The sequence below is a fragment of the Pleomorphomonas sp. PLEO genome (assembly GCF_041320595.1).
Classification (GTDB): Bacteria; Pseudomonadota; Alphaproteobacteria; order Rhizobiales; family Pleomorphomonadaceae; genus Pleomorphomonas.
Genome location: NZ_CP166625.1, coordinates 1,578,825 through 1,594,984 on the forward strand (window position 1 = coordinate 1,578,825; position 16,160 = coordinate 1,594,984).

The 16,160-nt window shown below is 61.0% G+C and carries 22 protein-coding genes; 15 read left to right on the forward strand and 7 right to left on the reverse strand.

Annotated elements, in window-relative coordinates; all coding sequences use genetic code 11:
* Positions 1-47 precede the first annotated feature (47 nt).
* Positions 48-860, reverse strand: a complete 813-nt coding sequence (locus AB6N07_RS07040; protein ID WP_370677093.1) for a PRC-barrel domain-containing protein — start codon at positions 858-860, stop codon at positions 48-50.
* A gap of 326 nt (positions 861-1,186) precedes the next feature.
* Between AB6N07_RS07040 and AB6N07_RS07045 the strand changes: the two genes are divergently transcribed.
* Positions 1,187-1,405: a hypothetical protein gene (locus tag AB6N07_RS07045; RefSeq protein ID WP_370677094.1), complete on the forward strand. Its 219-nt coding sequence runs from the start codon at positions 1,187-1,189 to the stop codon at positions 1,403-1,405.
* 141 nt (positions 1,406-1,546) lie between these two features.
* Entirely contained in the window at positions 1,547-2,026 is a 480-nt protein-coding gene (locus AB6N07_RS07050) for a cupin domain-containing protein (protein ID WP_370677095.1), read from the forward strand.
* A gap of 329 nt (positions 2,027-2,355) precedes the next feature.
* Here the strand turns inward: AB6N07_RS07050 and tcmP are convergent, their stop codons facing one another.
* Positions 2,356-3,531: a three-Cys-motif partner protein TcmP gene (gene tcmP / locus AB6N07_RS07055; RefSeq protein ID WP_370677096.1), complete on the reverse strand. Its 1,176-nt coding sequence runs from the start codon at positions 3,529-3,531 to the stop codon at positions 2,356-2,358.
* 238 nt (positions 3,532-3,769) lie between these two features.
* On the opposite strand from tcmP, the gene AB6N07_RS07060 reads away from it, so the two are divergent.
* The 7 genes from AB6N07_RS07060 to AB6N07_RS07090 all read left to right on the forward strand — a co-directional run bounded on the left by AB6N07_RS07060 (position 3,770) and on the right by AB6N07_RS07090 (position 8,709).
* A complete protein-coding gene (locus AB6N07_RS07060) occupies positions 3,770-4,546 on the forward strand; it encodes a phage Gp37/Gp68 family protein (RefSeq protein WP_370677097.1) in 777 nt (258 codons plus the stop codon).
* A gap of 26 nt (positions 4,547-4,572) precedes the next feature.
* Positions 4,573-5,496 carry a three-Cys-motif partner protein TcmP gene (locus AB6N07_RS07065; protein WP_370677098.1) on the forward strand — a complete coding sequence of 308 codons (924 nt, stop codon included), beginning with the start codon at positions 4,573-4,575 and terminating at the stop codon, positions 5,494-5,496.
* A gap of 67 nt (positions 5,497-5,563) precedes the next feature.
* Positions 5,564-6,655, forward strand: a complete 1,092-nt coding sequence (locus tag AB6N07_RS07070; RefSeq protein ID WP_370674004.1) for an IS5 family transposase — start codon at positions 5,564-5,566, stop codon at positions 6,653-6,655.
* Positions 6,652-6,996 (forward strand): hypothetical protein, encoded by a 345-nt coding sequence (locus AB6N07_RS07075; RefSeq protein WP_370674005.1) that lies wholly within the window; start codon positions 6,652-6,654, stop codon positions 6,994-6,996. Before AB6N07_RS07070 ends, AB6N07_RS07075 begins: the two co-directional genes overlap by 4 nt.
* 41 nt (positions 6,997-7,037) lie before the next feature.
* Complete coding sequence (locus AB6N07_RS07080; RefSeq protein WP_370677099.1) at positions 7,038-7,337, forward strand: hypothetical protein; 300 nt, start codon at positions 7,038-7,040, stop codon at positions 7,335-7,337.
* Between the two features lie 32 nt (positions 7,338-7,369).
* Positions 7,370-7,825 carry a hypothetical protein gene (locus tag AB6N07_RS07085; protein WP_370677100.1) on the forward strand — a complete coding sequence of 152 codons (456 nt, stop codon included), beginning with the start codon at positions 7,370-7,372 and terminating at the stop codon, positions 7,823-7,825.
* A gap of 311 nt (positions 7,826-8,136) precedes the next feature.
* Positions 8,137-8,709, forward strand: a complete 573-nt coding sequence (locus AB6N07_RS07090) for an acyloxyacyl hydrolase (protein WP_370677101.1) — start codon at positions 8,137-8,139, stop codon at positions 8,707-8,709.
* 32 nt (positions 8,710-8,741) lie between these two features.
* Here the strand turns inward: AB6N07_RS07090 and AB6N07_RS07095 are convergent, their stop codons facing one another.
* Positions 8,742-9,737 carry an HWE histidine kinase domain-containing protein gene (locus tag AB6N07_RS07095; RefSeq protein ID WP_370677102.1) on the reverse strand — a complete coding sequence of 332 codons (996 nt, stop codon included), beginning with the start codon at positions 9,735-9,737 and terminating at the stop codon, positions 8,742-8,744.
* 194 nt (positions 9,738-9,931) lie between these two features.
* Here AB6N07_RS07095 and AB6N07_RS07100 point away from each other — a divergent pair, with 194 nt between their 5' ends.
* The gene (locus tag AB6N07_RS07100; RefSeq protein WP_370678202.1) at positions 9,932-10,840 is read left to right on the forward strand and encodes an alpha/beta fold hydrolase; all 909 of its coding nucleotides are present in this window, start codon (positions 9,932-9,934) and stop codon (positions 10,838-10,840) included.
* A gap of 16 nt (positions 10,841-10,856) precedes the next feature.
* Here the strand turns inward: AB6N07_RS07100 and AB6N07_RS07105 are convergent, their stop codons facing one another.
* Together AB6N07_RS07105 and AB6N07_RS07110 are read right to left on the reverse strand one after the other, a co-directional pair.
* Positions 10,857-11,243, reverse strand: a complete 387-nt coding sequence (locus tag AB6N07_RS07105; protein ID WP_370677103.1) for an amino acid-binding ACT domain-containing protein — start codon at positions 11,241-11,243, stop codon at positions 10,857-10,859.
* A complete protein-coding gene (locus tag AB6N07_RS07110; protein WP_370677104.1) occupies positions 11,236-11,598 on the reverse strand; it encodes an antibiotic biosynthesis monooxygenase in 363 nt (120 codons plus the stop codon). Before AB6N07_RS07110 ends, AB6N07_RS07105 begins: the two co-directional genes overlap by 8 nt.
* A 65-nt stretch (positions 11,599-11,663) precedes the next feature.
* On the opposite strand from AB6N07_RS07110, the gene AB6N07_RS07115 reads away from it, so the two are divergent.
* Positions 11,664-12,329, forward strand: a complete 666-nt coding sequence (locus AB6N07_RS07115; RefSeq protein ID WP_370677105.1) for an ArsR/SmtB family transcription factor — start codon at positions 11,664-11,666, stop codon at positions 12,327-12,329.
* 22 nt (positions 12,330-12,351) lie between these two features.
* Here the strand turns inward: AB6N07_RS07115 and AB6N07_RS07120 are convergent, their stop codons facing one another.
* Together AB6N07_RS07120 and AB6N07_RS07125 are read right to left on the reverse strand one after the other, a co-directional pair.
* The gene (locus AB6N07_RS07120; RefSeq protein WP_370677106.1) at positions 12,352-13,086 is read right to left on the reverse strand and encodes a prephenate dehydrogenase/arogenate dehydrogenase family protein; all 735 of its coding nucleotides are present in this window, start codon (positions 13,084-13,086) and stop codon (positions 12,352-12,354) included.
* Positions 13,087-13,295: 209 nt separating this feature from the next.
* Positions 13,296-14,105 (reverse strand): GH25 family lysozyme, encoded by an 810-nt coding sequence (locus AB6N07_RS07125; protein ID WP_370677107.1) that lies wholly within the window; start codon positions 14,103-14,105, stop codon positions 13,296-13,298.
* A 621-nt stretch (positions 14,106-14,726) separates the two neighbouring features.
* Here AB6N07_RS07125 and AB6N07_RS07130 point away from each other — a divergent pair.
* The 4 genes from AB6N07_RS07130 to AB6N07_RS07145 all read left to right on the forward strand — a co-directional run bounded on the left by AB6N07_RS07130 (position 14,727) and on the right by AB6N07_RS07145 (position 16,064).
* A complete protein-coding gene (locus AB6N07_RS07130; RefSeq protein WP_370677108.1) occupies positions 14,727-15,014 on the forward strand; it encodes a type II toxin-antitoxin system RelE/ParE family toxin in 288 nt (95 codons plus the stop codon).
* Positions 15,015-15,311, forward strand: coding sequence for an addiction module antidote protein (locus tag AB6N07_RS07135; RefSeq protein WP_370677109.1), 297 nt, complete (start codon positions 15,015-15,017; stop codon positions 15,309-15,311). It begins immediately after the preceding gene.
* Between the two features lie 42 nt (positions 15,312-15,353).
* Positions 15,354-15,548, forward strand: a complete 195-nt coding sequence (locus AB6N07_RS07140; RefSeq protein WP_370677110.1) for a hypothetical protein — start codon at positions 15,354-15,356, stop codon at positions 15,546-15,548.
* Between the two features lie 114 nt (positions 15,549-15,662).
* On the forward strand, positions 15,663-16,064 hold the full coding sequence (locus AB6N07_RS07145) for a cupin domain-containing protein (protein WP_370677111.1): 402 nt from the start codon (positions 15,663-15,665) through the stop codon (positions 16,062-16,064).
* The last annotated feature ends 96 nt before the right edge of the window (positions 16,065-16,160 follow it).

The window sequence follows — 16,160 nt, forward strand, 5'->3', positions numbered from 1 at the left end:
CGCTCCCGGCGGCATCAAACCCGCCGAGAGCGCCGAGCGCTTGGCAATCAAGGATGCAGACCATTCAGCGGAGGCCGCCTGTGGAAGGGGCCCGCGTCGGACCCGCTGTAATAGGTGCCGAACTGGTTCTCGTAATCGCGATCGACGATCGTTGAGGCATCGTAGACCGGGCTGTTCTTGACCACCTGCCGGTCGACGCTCAGGGCAACGGTCTTGTCCGCCCAACTGATGTCTTTGGCCAGGCGCGGCGAGATCAACACCTTCTGCCCCGGCCACCAGTTCTTGGTGTCGACCACGAGGTAGTGGATGCTCCAGTCCGCTTCCTCGACCAGCATGTCCTCGACATGGCCGATATCGCCATCGGTGGCATGGATATGATAGCCGTCCACCGCCTTGACGCTGCGCAGGTGCGGATCATCATGCCGCCGATGCGCCTCGAGCACCTCGTTCTCGAAACGCAGTGTATCCGGCTCTGGTGCCAGGATGGGTGCGCCCATCACGCTGCCGTAGCCACCGCCACCCATATAGAGGCCGCTTCCCCAATAGGGGCTCCAGCCATAGTAGCCGTAGATGTTGTTTTCCATTTGCCGCGACACCGGCCGCTCGGTGTCGATATCCGGACTATTTTCGACCTGCCGCATCGTCAGCTTGACCGAGAACTCCCGGCTTCGCTCATTGGCGTGTCCCAGCGTTGACGTCGGGAGAAGCACCCTGCGGTGGGTGAGCCAGTCGCCGGTTTCGACGACGAGCCAGCGGATGAGCCAGCTTTCATCGTCGAACAGCAGGTCGCTGACGGTGCCAACATCGCCGTCGCTGGCGGCGATGGCGTAGCCCTTAATCTTGGAGGCATTCCATAACATGTCGGGACTCCTTGGAGTGTGCAACCGCCGCGAGGGAACGCCGTTGATCGGCGCCAACCTTTGGCCGGTATCGCGACCGTGGACCCCACCTTCAATGTCAGGGCAAAACCGATGACACTCCGAGCGCGGCAAGTCCGATGGCCAGTGAGGCAGCCAGTGCTGAGCGGTTTGGGGGTAAATTCTCCTGTAGCCATTTTAAGTAACCGCTGAAAATTGAGGTTACCCCATGGCTAGATGAAGACAGTATTCCTCGCCGAATTTGCGGTGAAGGCTCGGATATTACTCACAAATACGTTTGATTACTAAGGTTTGGCGCGTTTTCATCGTTGCCAGAGGGGCCGGGCTATCCTTCCTTCAGGGCCGAAGGCCTCGCCTGTCGGAAGGGCGATCTCAGGGGCGCCATCCTCAAGGGTATCGCCAGCGCCGCCGTCAAACGGCACGGGCCGATCGATCTCGACGAGAACCGGGCAGATCGCTCGGTGCCATCCCGACGCCTCAACCTCGTCGGCGCTACCTACAGACTGACATACGACTATCGGACTTAAGTCCTTTTCGTGCGGGCTCTGAGTATTTTCCGGGCCTACCCTCGGTCGATGGATGTCGCGATTCTATCATCGCGATGAATACTCAATTGCCGAGGGCAATAAGAGGCGGGGAAGTATCGCACCATTTCAGGGAGGTCAGCCATGGACAACATTGGTAGCAGGATCAAGGACATTGGTCCGCAGCCGCAAACTTTCGACATTCAGCGCGCGACGAAGGAAAACACCAATTACCGCTCAGTTGCCTGGAGCGGCCGCTACCTGCAAGTGACGCTGATGTCGATCCCCGTTGGCGGCGACATCGGCCTTGAAGTGCATCCGGAGACCGATCAATTCCTGCGTCTCGACTCCGGCAGCGGTCGCGTGCAGATGGGAGAGGCCAAGAACAAGCTGACGTTTGAAAAGCATGTGTCGGACGGTTGGTGCGTCCTCGTTCCCGCCGGCACCTGGCACAACATCACCAATATGGGCACGAAGCCCATGCAGGTCTACGCGATCTACGCCCCCGCCCACCACAAACCCGACAAGGTGCAGGCGACGGCAGCGGCAGCGGAGTCCGACAAAGCCGACAAACCAGCGACCTGGTCGGTACAGCCAAAGCAGGCGCCCGACGAACACGGCTGACAGGGGGCTTCATGCTTGGCCATCGTTTTGGGATGCGACGCCGATGGCCGACCGATCTTTACTACGCGTTGCTCGGTGTCGACAGGGAGTGGCGCAGGCGTTTGGTCGGGGGCGGCGGTCGGCGAACTATCGCCTCTGGCTCTCCACATCACTGTTCACCGCTTGGTGATCAGCGGCACCGCGTTCGTGGCGCTCATCGTCGTCGTGTACCAGATGACGGCATGGAGGCAAAGCCGCCCGAGGAATGAGATTGGCGGGCAAAGATTTACATAGATGGATTGTCGCCGCTGTTCTGTGTCGCGCGGAATGTTCCGCGAAGTTTGGAAGCTTCATGTTTGTTCGGCGCGCTGGACCCGATAGTGATCGTCCGGTGATCGTTTGCGGGGAGCCCAGTCCAGGAAGTTCAGGTGGCCCGATTTCCGTAGATCGCTAGCGACGGCGTTGAGTTGTGAACGGCTTACGATATGGCGCCCGAGTACTCTGGGCCAAATGTCACCCCAGATCGCAATCGATGGTCCCGCTGGTACCAGATCCAGCAGCGATGCTTTAGCGTTGATCAGTTCTTGCGCCAGATAGGCTTCGGCTGGGTCGGGCGCCATTTGAGCAAAAGATTCGAATAACTCTGCCTGCTCGCTAGCTGCTACGGATGCTTGTAACTTGGCGACTCCACGTGCTTTGTCCTGCTTGCGCAGTGCCTTGATCTGACATTCCCGAAATACTTCTAGCCCAGCCGGGCTGCGGGTTCCATAGATCAGACTATAGAGCGGTCGGTCTACGGTGGGTCTCAGGACAGTGGTCTCCGCAACAAATGGATAGTTGCCAATTCGCGCTAATGTGCCCGAAAAGGCTTCTATAAGAACTATTTTCCGATGTTCGGACTCGGCTCTCCCTTGCGGGGTGGGTTCTCTGAGGCATTGGCGCCAGCCTGGTTCCAAGAATAGTGCGTCAAGGCTGGCAGCGACTCCAGGACTTGAAACGTTAACGAAGCGATTGATGAAATCGAACATGAAATTGAAGACGACTTCGCTGTTTGGCCGCTTTACCAGCGGCGCAATGCGATCCATCTCAATTCGCCAGCCCTTTGGATCGATTAGCAAAAAAGAAAATGCGCGACGGGGTATATCCCTGAGAATAGTCTGCGCTAGTTCGATAAACGATCCTTGATATGTCTTGATTTGGACGTCAGGAAAGAGAGCGCTGACTCCTTGTAACTTCGCGTATGCGGTGGGATCTTTCTCTACAAGGTAGGCCGACATTTTCAAGGAACGGCCGAGTTCATTCCATCTAGCCTTCACCTTCGCCAGTGTCGCAAGTGCAATGCCAAACGATGTGTCTTGAAATTGCTCGCCTGCGTTTTGCCAGGGACCTGAGAAACCATCGATATAGGCCACCTCGTTCCACTGGCTGCCTATCTTGTAGGCCCAGGCCTCGAGATACTCGCCCAATAGGAAATGCTTCACATAAGCTTGTTCACGCCCCTTGTAGAGCTCCAATTCCCCGATCATCACATGCTCGCAGTATCAGGTCGTTTTGCGTTACCTTATGGCACCATGGCAAAGCCTATTGTAGGAGTCTAGGAAAACTCGCATAGGTAGAATCGCGCCCAATTGTAACTCACTTGGCTTTGGCATTTCCGCCGTCAACCGGCGGGCGAGTTGTCGTTCTTAAGAAAATCTTTTTGGCTAGGGCTGACAGTTCAGGCCGATCAGAAGTTCTAGCTACTTTGATAGATGAGTTTGACCTATGGCTGAGACGCAGATTGAGTGGACCGACGCCACATGGAATCCGGTGGCTGGATGTTCCATCGTAACCGCAGGGTGTACGAACTGCTACGCGATGCAGATGGCTCGCCGTCTCGAAGCTATGGGTGTTCCCAAGTATGACGGTCTGACTCGAAAAAGCGGCAAACGCGCTGTCTGGAATGGGGTCGTGCGTGAGGACCGAGCCGCTCTTGAGATTCCTTACGGGTGGCGCAAGCCCCGGAAGATCTTTGTCAATTCGATGAGCGACCTCTTCCACGATGCCGTAAGCGAGGACTTCATCGTTGATGTGTGGCGGGTCATGCGAGAGACGCCGCACCACAACTATCAGATTCTGACTAAGCGCCCGGAGCGAATGGCCGAGATTGTGGCGCGAACAATCCGCGATGTCCTGCCTAATGTCTGGTTGGGCACCAGCGTTGAGAACGCCGATGTAGTTGAGCGGATTGACCATTTACGGGCTGTGCCAGCCACCATTCGCTTCATCTCGTTTGAGCCGCTGATAGGTCCCGTCGGCAAGATCGATCTTACCGACATCCGCTGGGCGATCGTTGGGGGAGAGAGCGGCGTAAACGCGCGTCCTATCCGCGAAGATTGGGTCGATGAAATTTACGCGTATTGCGACACCTACGGTACAGCTTTTTTCTTCAAGCAGTGGGGTACTTGGGGCAAGGATAACAAGAGGCGCTCCAAGAAGGCTAACGGGCGTGAGTATCGTGGTCGCATCTGGAATGAGATGCCTCCGGCTCTCGAAGTCTAATGGCGCCGGCCTGTGCGGAGTAAATTTTGAAGACCGAAGGCTATAACTGGACCAAAGGGGCTGATCTTGACGACCATAGCCGGCGCAAGCACAAGGTCCTCAGAGAGTATTTCCGTCAATACCTAACAGTTCGCTGCCAGAACCCTCACCAAGCCAAATTCCGTTTGGCTATTGTCGATGGGTTCTCCGGGAGTGGCCGTTATAACTGTGGCGCGCCTGGCTCACCAATCATCTTCATTGAAGAGTTAAGCAGCGCGCTTGAAGAGATCAATCTCAACCGAGCGGGTCGTGGTCTCGGTACTATCGAGATCGAGGCTCTTTTAATCTTTAACGACGCGATTCCGAGCGTGACAGATATGCTACGGTCTCACTGTGAGCCTCTGTTGGCTTCGCTTAAAGACAGTACGCAAAAACTACATGTGAGTATCTGCTATTTTTCTGGCGAATTCGAGACCGTTTATCCGAGGATAAAAGATCTGATCCTCAAGGGGCACTACCGTAGTGTTCTCTACAATCTCGATCAGTATGGTCACACGGGGGTCAACATATCTACCCTTCAAGATATGCTACGTGGCCCGTTGTCCGCGCCATCAACGGAAGTATTCTATACGTTTGCGATCGAGGGTTTACTGACCTATCTCAGTGGCAGAAATCCTATGTTATTGTCTAGGCAGCTAGGACACTTGGGTATCGAACCATCAAATATGAAAGCGCTCGAAGGACTTCTCAGCAAGACTGCATGGCTGGGCGCGGCCGAACGCCTAGTGTACGAGACCCTCAAGAACTGCGCTCTTTATGTCAGCCCGTTTTCGATCCGCAATCCCAACGGTTGGCGCTACTGGATGCTCCATTTTGCCAACAATTATCGAGCCAGGCAGGTCTACAATGATGTTCTCCATGATAATGGTCAGCTGGACCATTTCGGGCGTTCTGGCCTAGCAGGCTGTTGAAAAAGGCCTCGCCTCGTCAATACTGGCATGATTCACTCTGTCCGAACGGTGATTTGGAGGGTGGTGGATGCGGGGTGGAGACGAGCGGAGCGGCGAGCTTTTCAGCTATGTCGATCTTGAGGCGCGGGTTCGGCGGGATCATCCGCTGCGGGTGATCCGGGAGATCGTGAACGCGGCCCTGACGAGCCTGGCAGCAGATTTTGCAGCGCTTTACTCGCCGATCGGGCGGCCCTCTATCCCGCCGGAGAAGCTGTTGCGGGCGATGCTGTTGCAGGCCTTCTATTCGATCCGCTCGGAGCGGCTTTTGATGGAGCGGCTGGAATACGACCTTTTGTTCCGCTGGTTCGTCGGGATCGGCGTGGACGATGCGGCCTGGGATCATTCGGCGTTCTCCAAGAACCGCGACCGGTTGCTGGCAGGGGCCGTCGCGGCGAAGTTCCTCAGGGCGGTTCTGGCGCAGCCCAAGGTGAACAAGCTTCTGTCCACCGATCACTTCTCGGTCGACGGGACGCTGATCGAGGCGTGGGCCTCGATGAAGAGCGTTAGGCCCAGAGACGGATCGGACACGCCGCCTTCGGGTGGTGGTGGCCGCAATGCCGAAGCCGATTTTCATGGGCACAAGCGGACCAATGATACCCATGTCTCCACCACCGATCCGGAGGCGCGGCTCTACAAGAAGGGCAAAGGCAAGGAGGCGAAGCTGTGCTTCATGGGGCACGGCTTGATGGAGAACCGCCACGGTCTTCTGGTCGATGCCAGCCTGACCCAAGCCGATGGCCACGCCGAACGGGTGGCGGGCCTTTGCATGGTCGAACTGCGTGCCGACCGGCCGGAGGCGATCACGCTGGGTGCCGATAAGGCCTACGATAGCGAGGACTTCGTCAACGAGTTGCGGTCGATGAACGTGACGCCGCACGTGGCCCGGAATACCAGCGGGCGAAGCTCGGCCATCGACGGGCGCACGACACGGCATGAGGGTTATGGTGTCAGCCTGCGCATTCGCAAGCGCATCGAGGAAGCCTTTGGCTGGATCAAGACGATCGGCGGGCAGCGCAAGACCAGGTTCCGGGGCATCGACCGCGTCGGATGGGCCTTCACCTTCTGTGCCGCCGCCTACAATCTGGTGCGGTTGCCCAAACTCCTGGCGGTACCCACATGAGCGTGCCAACGGACTGCCAGTTGATCGGCCGCTGGCGCATCATCGAAGCCGACATCTGGGATCGCGATTATCTCGATCTGTGTGGCCCGGCCACAATCACCATCGGGGCCAACAGCCGTGGCGAAATCGCCTTCGGCGCCATGCAGGCCAACCTCGAACTCGGCTGCAGCCGCTCGATGGTCGTCTTCACATGGGCCGGATCAGACGAAATGGACGAGGTCACCGGCGACGGTGACGCCGAATTGCTCGACGATGGCTCCATCGAGGTCACCTTCGCCTATCACAACGGCGACCAAGCCACCCTCAAAGCCATTCGGGTGACTTCTTCAACAGCCTGCTAGACATGTTTTCGTACGACCCTGCCAACGAAGGTCGACTCTACATGTTCGAGGCCGATGACCGGCAGGCCGCTAGAACCCAGTTGCTTACCGATATTCCGCGCCTAGTTTCCGACGCCGGTAAAACAATGCTGGTAGGCTCGTTTTACGAGGCGGCCTACAGCGCGACACCCGCTCATATGAACGACATCCACGTAGCGATGCTTGAGAGTGAAGAGCTGGAGGTAATCACGTGCAACGGTGGAATCCGCCGAAAAGGCAACACGATCCAAATTAAAGATACTCTTCGCTTAAAGGATCAGCGCACATTCTTTCCTATGTTCAGGCAGAAACCTGCTTTGTGATTTCCAAACATGCGTGTGCTGGGGCGATCCTGGTGTCGACGGCGAACGGCTGCTTCGATGTGCCTGACTATGTGATCAAACGGCTCCGGCAGTTTCAGGCGCTGTGCCGCATTTCTGGTCTTGCCGTGCCGCTTGGCTGGGTGATGGGGCGGCAGCCGGAACGGGCGGCGGCGCGCTCGGTCTGCGATCCCCAGTTGCTGCGGCAGACGCTCGACCATCGGGAAGCTGGGCCGCTCATGCTGGTTCTGCAACGCAGCGTGTTCCAGTATCTGGCCGCGCGGCTGCCCAGCACGGTGGTCGGCACCATGGCTTTTGCCGACCTGCCGCCACTGCCATTCAAGCGGGTGTCGGCGCCGACGCTGGTCATCCATGGCGATGCCGACCGAGTGGTGCGTTCGCCCATGGGGCGCGGTCGGCCGAGGAGATCGCCGGCGCCGAGCTGTTCGCAGTGCCCGGCGGCGAGCACGCTTGCCTCTTCATCCATCTGAATGAGGCAAGGGCCCCGGTGGAAGGGTTTGTCGGGCGGATGAGGACGCTGAGGGCGCCGAATGTCGATCGGTGTAATATCCAGGGTTGTGGTCTGTTCAACGGGCCGTTCGGGGTGCATCGCGCCGGGCGCGCGGCTCGCTGTGTTGCGAAAAGCGCGGAAAGCCCAGCGAAACGAAGCGGACTTTATCCGATCGGGGGCTTCCGAGACTGTCGACGGTCAAGAAAATCAGACCGCTTCCGCGAAAGCATGTGCACGTGTAGCGTGCTTTCTGGTTTGATTCGACTGTTCCCCAGCCCGGAGCCGCCCACCATGCAGCTTGGCCGTCGCCATCCTCGTTGTGTTGCCTTGTTGATCGTTGTTGCCGCCCTTGGCGGTTCGCTGCCGGCCAAGGCCGGCGATGCCGCCGATTCCCGCGTTCTTTCCGGTTGGTCGGTGTATGGCGGCGTCGGCGCCAGCAATGCCGGCCTGTTCACGGCCGGCGACGTCGATGGCGTTCTCGCCAACATGGAAGTGCGGGCGCCGGCGCTGGATGCGCCGTCCTGGCTGTTCTCGCCACGGCCGACGCTGGGCGTCGACATCGCCACCGAGAGCAAACAGATCAGCGACGTCTATGCCGGCCTCACCTTCACCTTCCTGAAATATGGCGATCTCGCCTTCGAGGGCCAGCTCGGCGGCGCGCTGCACGACGCCAAGCTGAAAAACGATCCCTCCGGCCGCGAACTCGGCTGCCATGCCCTGTTCCACCTCGGCCTCGACGTCGACTGGCGCGTGACTGAGAACTGGTCGGCGCAGCTTTACGCTAGCCACATATCCAACGCCGACCTCTGCGACGACAACAACGGCTATGAGAGCGCCGGCCTGCGCGTTGGTTATCACTTCTGAGGCTTTTCAAGTGATCGACGGCCGAGGCCGGCTCACTCGGCCAGCGCGGCGGGGCCGAGCGGGATAACGATCTCCACCTCAAGGCCGTCGGGCGCGTAGACCTGGCTGACCTCGCCGATGGCAATGGCCGAGCGGATCAGCCGGCTGCCGAAGCCGGTGGCCGCCGGTGGGACGACCGGTGGCCCACCGCTTTCCATCCAGGTGATGCGGAGCCGGCTGTCCGCCTCGTCGAGCTGCCAGCCGATCGATACCCGGCCGCCGGGCACCGACATCGCGCCATATTTCGCCGCGTTGGTGGCCAGCTCGTGCAGGACGAGGCCGAGCGCCATCACCGTATCGGGCCCGAGCAGAACGAGCGCGCCGGGCGCGACCACCACCGCTTCCGGGTCGGTCGCATAGGGGGCGAGCACACGCTGGATCAGCACCGCCAGTCCGGTGTCCTGTTCCTCTGAAAAGCCGACATCATGGGCGCTGGCCAAGGCATCGAGGCGGCCCAGCACGTCGTTGCGGTATTCTTCCGCCGTCCGGCCCTCGGTGGTGGTGCGGCGGGCGATGGATTGCGCCACGGAGAGCAGGTTCTTCATGCGGTGCCTGAGCTCGCCGAACAGCATGTCCTTGAGGGCATCGCTGCGGGCGCGCTCGGTAACGTCGACGATGGACAGCAGCATGGTGTGGCTGCCGTTGTCGGGATGGTGCAGCGTGCGGGCCGTCAGCAGCATGGTTTTCCGGCCAAGGCCGGGAAAGTCGTGCTCCACTTCGTAGTCGATGATGGCGGAGGCGCGGGGGATTACCTGCAACAGCAACAGGCGCAGATCTGGGATGTCCCACTGGCCATCGCCCAGCTCGTGGATGGGCTTGCCGATGGTCTCGGAGCGATCGACCTTGAAGGTTTCAAAGAAGGCCCGGTTGGCGCTTTGCACGCACAGGCTTTCGTCCAGCAACAGCATGGGGTCGGCCACGGTATCGACGATACCTTGTGCCTGGATATGACCGGTGCGAAGGAGGCGGTACAGGTCTTCTACGTTCATGCCGATCGCCGCTCCATTAGAGACCTAGATTATAAACAAACCCGCCGGTCTACAACCGGAATAGACAGGGGCGATTTGGGCCTTTCGTTGATCGCCGGAACCCAGCACCACCGTCGCTCGTTCATCCATCGAGGGAACGGGTTTGCTTGAGCATTCGCGAGGCTGCCCGTTCCGAGGATGCTCCGGGGGCGGCGATGTTCGAGACTTTCAAGCTGGAGATGGTCGACCTGCCCGAGGCGACACTGCGGGTGCGCCATGGCGGCTCCGGTCCACCGCTGCTGCTGCTGCACGGCCACCCGCGCACGCACACCACCTGGTACAAGGTGGCACCGCTCTTGGCGCAACATTTCACTGTGGTCTGTCCCGACCTCAGGGGCTTTGGCAAATCGTCAAAACCCGCCGATCCGCACGACCACGAGGCGTCGTCCAAGCGGGCCAAGGCGGGCGACTGCGTCACCCTGATGAAGCACCTCGGCTTCGATGAATTCCATCTCGCCGGGCACGACCGGGGCTGCTACACCGCCTTCCGCCTCGCCATGGACCATCCCGAGAGAGTGCTGAAGCTCGCCGTGCTGGACGGCGTGCCGATCCTCAGCGCGCTGGAGCGCTGCGACGCCCGCTTCGCCGCCCGCTGGTGGCACTGGTTTTTCTATGCCCAACCCGACAAGCCGGAGCGCGCCATATTGGCCGACCCCGACGCCTGGTATGGCGGCACGCGGGAGACGCTCGGCCCCGGCAATTACGAGGATTATCGCGTGGCGATCCACGATCCCGACACCGTCAGGGGCATGCTGGGCGATTATCGCGCCGGTCTCTACGTCGATCCGCTCGACGATCTCGACGACCGGGACGCCGGCCGCAGGTTGCTCTGTCCCGTCCATGTCGTCTGGTCGAAGAGGGACGATCTCGAAGAACTCTACGGCGACGTGCCGGCCACCTGGCAGCCCTGGGCGGCGCTACCGGTGACCGGCGCCGGCCTCGACTGCGGCCACCACATGGCCGAGGAGGCGCCGGAGGAATTGGCTGCCGAGCTGGCGGCGTTCTTCAGCGGGGAGGGTGGGGGAGGCCCTATATCGGCGGCCGCTCAGCTGTTGGAAACATAGGTGGGCTCTCTCGTCGTCAGCCAGCCTCCCAGGCGCGCGTGGCCTCAGCCGCCTTCTCCGGCTTATCGCAGATGAGGATCAGCCGATTGTTGTGGTCGGAATACTGGATGAGGATGTTGACGCCCGCCTCGGCCAGCGCGCGGGCGATCGCTCCGAGCTGGCCCGGCGTACCCTGCCTCAGCCGGCGGATCACCGGCTCATGCATGGCCACGACCTTGATGCCCGCCACCTCCGCCGCCCGCCGGGCCGCCTCGCCATCCTTGAATAGAAAGTGCGCCACGGCTCTGTCACCCTGACTGAAAACGCCGCCGCCCTCGAAGGCAACGCCGGCACGGCCCATGGCCTCGCCGAGATCGGCGAGGGCGCCGGGACAGTGGGTGAGGTCGAATTCAAGATCAAACATGCTGGTGTCCCTTGGCGTGAAAATCGCGGCTGTCGGCGGGTGCTTCGTTCCGGTCGCTCATGCCGTAGTCGCGCAGCACCTCGGCGATGCGCAGGCGATAGCTGGCGAACACATGATCGCGCCCGGCGGCCTGGGCACGGCGATGCTCGGGCAGGGCGCGCCACTTCGCAACGGCGGCTTCATCGCGCCAGAACGACAGCGACAGCAGCCGGCCGGGCGTTGTCAGGCTTTGGAAGCGTTCGATGGAGAGGAAGCCATCGATCTCTGCCAGAAGGGGTTTGAGCTCGGCCGCCAGATCGAGATATTCGGCCTGGGCTTCGGCCGTGGTTTCCGCTTCGAAAATCACCGCGATCATGGGTGCCTCCTTTTGCCCTGTCATAGGCGACTGGCGTCGGTCGATGGTTCGGCTATCATCGAACCATGACAGAAGGTCCCGACATCGCCCGCGTCGCCGCTCTGGTGGCCGATCCCGCCCGCGGCGCCATGCTGCTGGCGCTGATGGATGGCCGCGCGCTGACCGCCACCGAGCTTTCCGGCCTTGCCGGGATCACCAAGCAGACGGCCAGCAGCCATCTTGCCAAGCTGGTCGATGGCGAAGTGCTCATGGTGGAGGCGCAGGGGCGGCACCGTTATTTCCGCCTGGCAGGCACGCCTGTCGCGGCGCTCCTCGAGGCGTTGATGGTGTTTTCCGCCGACAGGGCGCCGCCGGTCCGCACTGGTCCGAAGGAGCCGGCGCTCAGGAAGGCGCGCGTCTGCTACGACCATCTGGCCGGCGAAATGGGCGTGGCGCTCTACGACCGGGCTGTTGAGGCGGGCTGGCTGTCGGCCGACCTCGGGGTGACCGACAAGGGCTGGTCGAAGTTCTCGACCATCGGCGTGACGCCGGAAGACCTGCCACGCAGCAACCGGCCGCATTGCCGCGCCTGCCTCGACTGGAGCCAGCGGCGGCACCATCTCGCCGGTGTCGTCGGCAAGGCGACGCTCGATCGCCTGTTCGCGCTTTCCTGGGCCAGGCGTCTGCCCTCCTCCCGCGTCGTCGCCTTCACGCCGGAGGGCGAGCGGCGGTTTCGGGAATGGATCGGGTAAGGGGGCCTGGGTCGACCCGATATCAGGCCGTATCATCCAGGGCCAATTTGAAGCGCCTGAGCACGTCGTCGGCATAGGGGTTCGAGGTGAGGATGGCCCGGCGCACTTCCGGCGCGTCGTTGCGGACCATGTCGACGGCCGACATCATCAGCTCGAAGCTGCGCGTGGTGAGGCGCGTTGGGCGGAGGTTCATCTTCATAAGCAGGCTTGCCACCAGATGCGTCAGCCCCTGCACCTCGGCGGCGTCGCGGTCGTGCTGTTCGGGCGTGGTCATGATGACGTCGAGGCCGAGCCGCCGGCAGAAGGCGGCGACGCGGAAGCGCCGCCCGCGCACGGGGCATATGGCGATCCGCGCGCCTCGGATACCCTGACGGGCGCTGTTCGGCCCGAACAAGGGATGGGTGGCGACGATCTCGACGTGGTCGGGCAGCGTGTCCCGCAGGATGGCGGCCGGTTCCACCTTGACGCTGCCGACATCGAGCACCAGCGCGCCGGGCTTCAGGTGCGGCGCGAGGCTCAGTGCCACGCCGCGCATCTGACTGACCGGCACCGCGAGGATCACCACTGGGCAGGCGGCGGCGGCTTCAAAGGACACGACCGTCGCGCCCAGAGCGTCGGCTCGGGCGACGTCCAGTGCGATGTCGAAGACCAGGATGGGAAAATAGGCGCGGAGATGCTCGGCCAGCAGTTGCCCGAAGGCGCCAAAGCCGATGATGCCCACGGGCCTATCGGATCGTTTGTCGGGAGCGTCTGACATGACATCCTCGCACTGGCGAGCCCGCCAGGGGTGTCCGTCGACTTCAACCGCTGGTCAGACCGCGGTTGAAAAAGCAAATGATGCCCTCGCCGCTATGTCAGCAGCGCATAGTACAGACCTGAAAGGGGCTGGGTCATCATCATGCCCTTGCGATAGCAACCGACCCGTGCCAAGTCAATGCGGCGGGATGGACTTTGACCCGACTCCGCTCACCGCTCTGCCATCATGGCCGGAGCCGTATTGCTGTTGGCGAGGAATTGCTGGAAGGCGGCTTCCGAGCCGTTGAAGACGTTGCGGTCGGTTTTGCCGGGGACGCCGGCGACGCGGCCGGTCGAGGTGTACTGCCAGAAGTGCCAGGGGCGCTTGCCATATCTCTCGTGCGGCTCGGCGGCGGTGGAGCGCACCCACAGCGGATAGTTGGAGAAAGCCCCGTCGGCCAGCCGGTCCTGATAGAAATCGATGGTGGTGTAGATCACCGGCCGCTTGCCGTAATAGGCCTCCACTGTGTCGAGGAAGGCCTGCATGTCGGCGTGCAGCGTGGCGGCCGCCGGCCGCTTGGTGCAGGTGGGCGAAGTGGGCGTCCACTCGATGTCCAGCACCGGCGGCAGGGCACTGGGATCGCGCGGCACGTTCTGGATATACCAGGCGGCCTGCTCGGCGCCCGAGCGGCAGTGGTACCAGAAATGGTAGGCGCCGCGCAGCACGCCGGCCTGCCGCGCGCCGGTAAAATTGTCATAGAAGCGCTGGTCGACCCGGTCGCCGCCCTCGGTTGCCTTGATATAGGCAAAGCGGATGTTGTCGCCGGCCACGGCGTTCCAGTTCACGGTCTCCTGAAAATAGGAGACGTCGATGCCCTCGACCGCCGTCTTCGAGGGCTGGCGGATCTCGAAATCCGCGCCCTTGCGGGCGCTTGTGCGCACCGGCGCATCGTCGTCGAAGCTGAGCGCCGAGCAGCCGATGAGGAGCGCGGAGAACGCCAGCACGGCCGAGCGGAGAACGAAGGAACGGGACTTCACCATCAACAAGCCTCTTGGGTGGGATCCGGCGCGGCGGCGCGCCTTCCCTCGCACCCAGCATCCCAGCACAAGGATAAGGATTTGTTAACCACGACGAGAGGGGCGGACTGGTGGGAGTGGTTGTTAGCCAAAATAATATCGATATCGGGTTGTAATAAATATATCTATAACCCAAAATAGGAAGAATCCCCATTTTATGTAGCTTAGTCTGTTGTATTCTGCCATGAACTCCAGGTTTTTCTGTAATGTCTTCGATGCAATATACGCAGTTGGCGCGCTACCTGTAATCATGCGTTTCGCGTTTGGATCGTATTTTAGTATCAGATGGTTTTCTTTGAAATGATAGACGTAAAATCCGATCATCGGAGCAATGAAGCTGAACAGGGCGATGTATTTACCCAAGGTTGCTCTCCGTTGGCTGTTCCTAGTATAGGCGAACCTGGCTGCCACTGGAAGAGGAACGCGGGCAACGGAGCGTCTGCCACCCTAGCGATGCCGTCGCGGTGGCAAGCTTGCTCTCCGACGCAGCGGCTATAACCTGCCGTTGGCTGCCTGATCTCGTGTTTCTGTAATCCATAGTTCACACCTCTTGACGCAGTCGGAGCTGTGAACTATAGTTCACATATGTTCGAAGTCCGCAAAACGGCCGTCTTTGCGAGTTGGCTCAGGTCTCTCAAGGACGCTCGCGCTCAGGCCCGTATCTTCATGCGGATCAACCGCCTTGAGGCTGGGCTGCTGGGAGACGTCAAGTTCTTCAACGGGATCGGCGAGCTTCGCATCGACTATGGTCCCGGATACCGGGTCTACTTCGTCCAGCGCGGAAACGAGATTGTCATCCTGCTTTGCGGTGGCGACAAGAGTACGCAGAGCAAGGACATCAAGCAGGCCATCGATATGGCGAAGGAGGTCTGAATGGGACTCTCAACGACCAAGTGGGACGCCGCCGAGTTCCTGACCAGCGACGAGGCGATTGCCGCCTACCTCGAAGCGGCCTTCGAGGACGGCGACCCGAAGATGATCGCCGTTGCCTTGGGTGACATCGCCAAGGCCAAGGGCATGTCGGCCATTGCCAGGGAAGCTGGCGTGACCCGCGAGGCGCTCTACAAATCACTCAGCGACCGGGGTGATCCGAAGCTGTCGACGCTCCTCGGCGTGATGAAGGCGCTTGGGCTGCGGTTCACGGTGACAAAGGCGGATGAGGCCGCTTGACCGAGGGGCAAGCGGCTTTGCGGCTGCAGAAGGAGGAACCCCATGAGCAACCCAGATTGGCTGAAAATCTACGCGGAACAAGGCCTCTCCGCGCTCAATAAGGCGCTCGACGACTATGACGGAGATCAGGTGGCCGTTCTAAAATACCTTGAGCACGAAGGGTTTGAGATCAAATGGCGCTACTCGCGTGATGGGTCCGAGGCGGCGGATTTCGGCGCCGTTTTGGCCGGACGCTGACACACGCCTGTTGGCCTGGCTTGGGGTATTTGGAAGTCCTCCGATATCTGACTCCTCATTTTCACAGTGGTGAAAGCCTCGGCGTTAGCGAGCTCAAGCTGAAAGGAGACGACCATGCAGATCACCCGCACCGGCACGCGCCCGTCGCTCAAGGGGCCTCCCGATTGGTTCACAGGCGCCGTCCGCATCGATCCGCTCTATCCAGTTGCCCCGCCGGCGCGGGCGGCCGGCAATACCGTGACCTTCGAGCCGGGCGCCCGCACCGCTTGGCACACCCATCCCTTGGGGCAAGTTTTGATCGTTACCGCCGGCCTTGGTCGGGCCCAGCGCCTGGGTGGCCCGATCGAAGATATCCACCCCGGCGACGTCGTCTGGTTCGAGCCGGGCGAAAAGCACTGGCACGGGGCCGCGCCGGACATCGCCATGACCCACATCGCCATCCAGGAAGAGCTCGACGGCAGGGCGGTCGACTGGATGGAGCAGGTCACTGACGACCAATATTCCGGCGCCAATTGAAGTTTCGTCGTTGCCAATTGGGTGGCCGGCGCGCTGGCTGCTCCCCTCGGCTGGCTCGCCGACGGCACGCCTTGGCCGATGGGGCTGGTGATCGGC

Coding starts and splice junctions, on each gene's coding strand:
- AB6N07_RS07040 (WP_370677093.1), bottom strand. CDS start 860: ATGTTATGGAATGCCTCCAAGATTAAGGGCTACGCCATCGCCGCCAGC.
- AB6N07_RS07050 (WP_370677095.1), top strand. CDS start 1,547: ATGGACAACATTGGTAGCAGGATCAAGGACATTGGTCCGCAGCCGCAA.
- tcmP (WP_370677096.1), bottom strand. CDS start 3,531: ATGATCGGGGAATTGGAGCTCTACAAGGGGCGTGAACAAGCTTATGTG.
- AB6N07_RS07060 (WP_370677097.1), top strand. CDS start 3,770: ATGGCTGAGACGCAGATTGAGTGGACCGACGCCACATGGAATCCGGTG.
- AB6N07_RS07070 (WP_370674004.1), top strand. CDS start 5,564: ATGCGGGGTGGAGACGAGCGGAGCGGCGAGCTTTTCAGCTATGTCGAT.
- AB6N07_RS07075 (WP_370674005.1), top strand. CDS start 6,652: ATGAGCGTGCCAACGGACTGCCAGTTGATCGGCCGCTGGCGCATCATC.
- AB6N07_RS07080 (WP_370677099.1), top strand. CDS start 7,038: ATGTTCGAGGCCGATGACCGGCAGGCCGCTAGAACCCAGTTGCTTACC.
- AB6N07_RS07090 (WP_370677101.1), top strand. CDS start 8,137: ATGCAGCTTGGCCGTCGCCATCCTCGTTGTGTTGCCTTGTTGATCGTT.
- AB6N07_RS07095 (WP_370677102.1), bottom strand. CDS start 9,737: ATGAACGTAGAAGACCTGTACCGCCTCCTTCGCACCGGTCATATCCAG.
- AB6N07_RS07100 (WP_370678202.1), top strand. CDS start 9,932: ATGTTCGAGACTTTCAAGCTGGAGATGGTCGACCTGCCCGAGGCGACA.
- AB6N07_RS07105 (WP_370677103.1), bottom strand. CDS start 11,243: ATGTTTGATCTTGAATTCGACCTCACCCACTGTCCCGGCGCCCTCGCC.
- AB6N07_RS07110 (WP_370677104.1), bottom strand. CDS start 11,598: ATGATCGCGGTGATTTTCGAAGCGGAAACCACGGCCGAAGCCCAGGCC.
- AB6N07_RS07115 (WP_370677105.1), top strand. CDS start 11,664: ATGACAGAAGGTCCCGACATCGCCCGCGTCGCCGCTCTGGTGGCCGAT.
- AB6N07_RS07120 (WP_370677106.1), bottom strand. CDS start 13,086: ATGTCAGACGCTCCCGACAAACGATCCGATAGGCCCGTGGGCATCATC.
- AB6N07_RS07125 (WP_370677107.1), bottom strand. CDS start 14,105: ATGGTGAAGTCCCGTTCCTTCGTTCTCCGCTCGGCCGTGCTGGCGTTC.
- AB6N07_RS07130 (WP_370677108.1), top strand. CDS start 14,727: ATGTTCGAAGTCCGCAAAACGGCCGTCTTTGCGAGTTGGCTCAGGTCT.
- AB6N07_RS07135 (WP_370677109.1), top strand. CDS start 15,015: ATGGGACTCTCAACGACCAAGTGGGACGCCGCCGAGTTCCTGACCAGC.
- AB6N07_RS07140 (WP_370677110.1), top strand. CDS start 15,354: ATGAGCAACCCAGATTGGCTGAAAATCTACGCGGAACAAGGCCTCTCC.
- AB6N07_RS07145 (WP_370677111.1), top strand. CDS start 15,663: ATGCAGATCACCCGCACCGGCACGCGCCCGTCGCTCAAGGGGCCTCCC.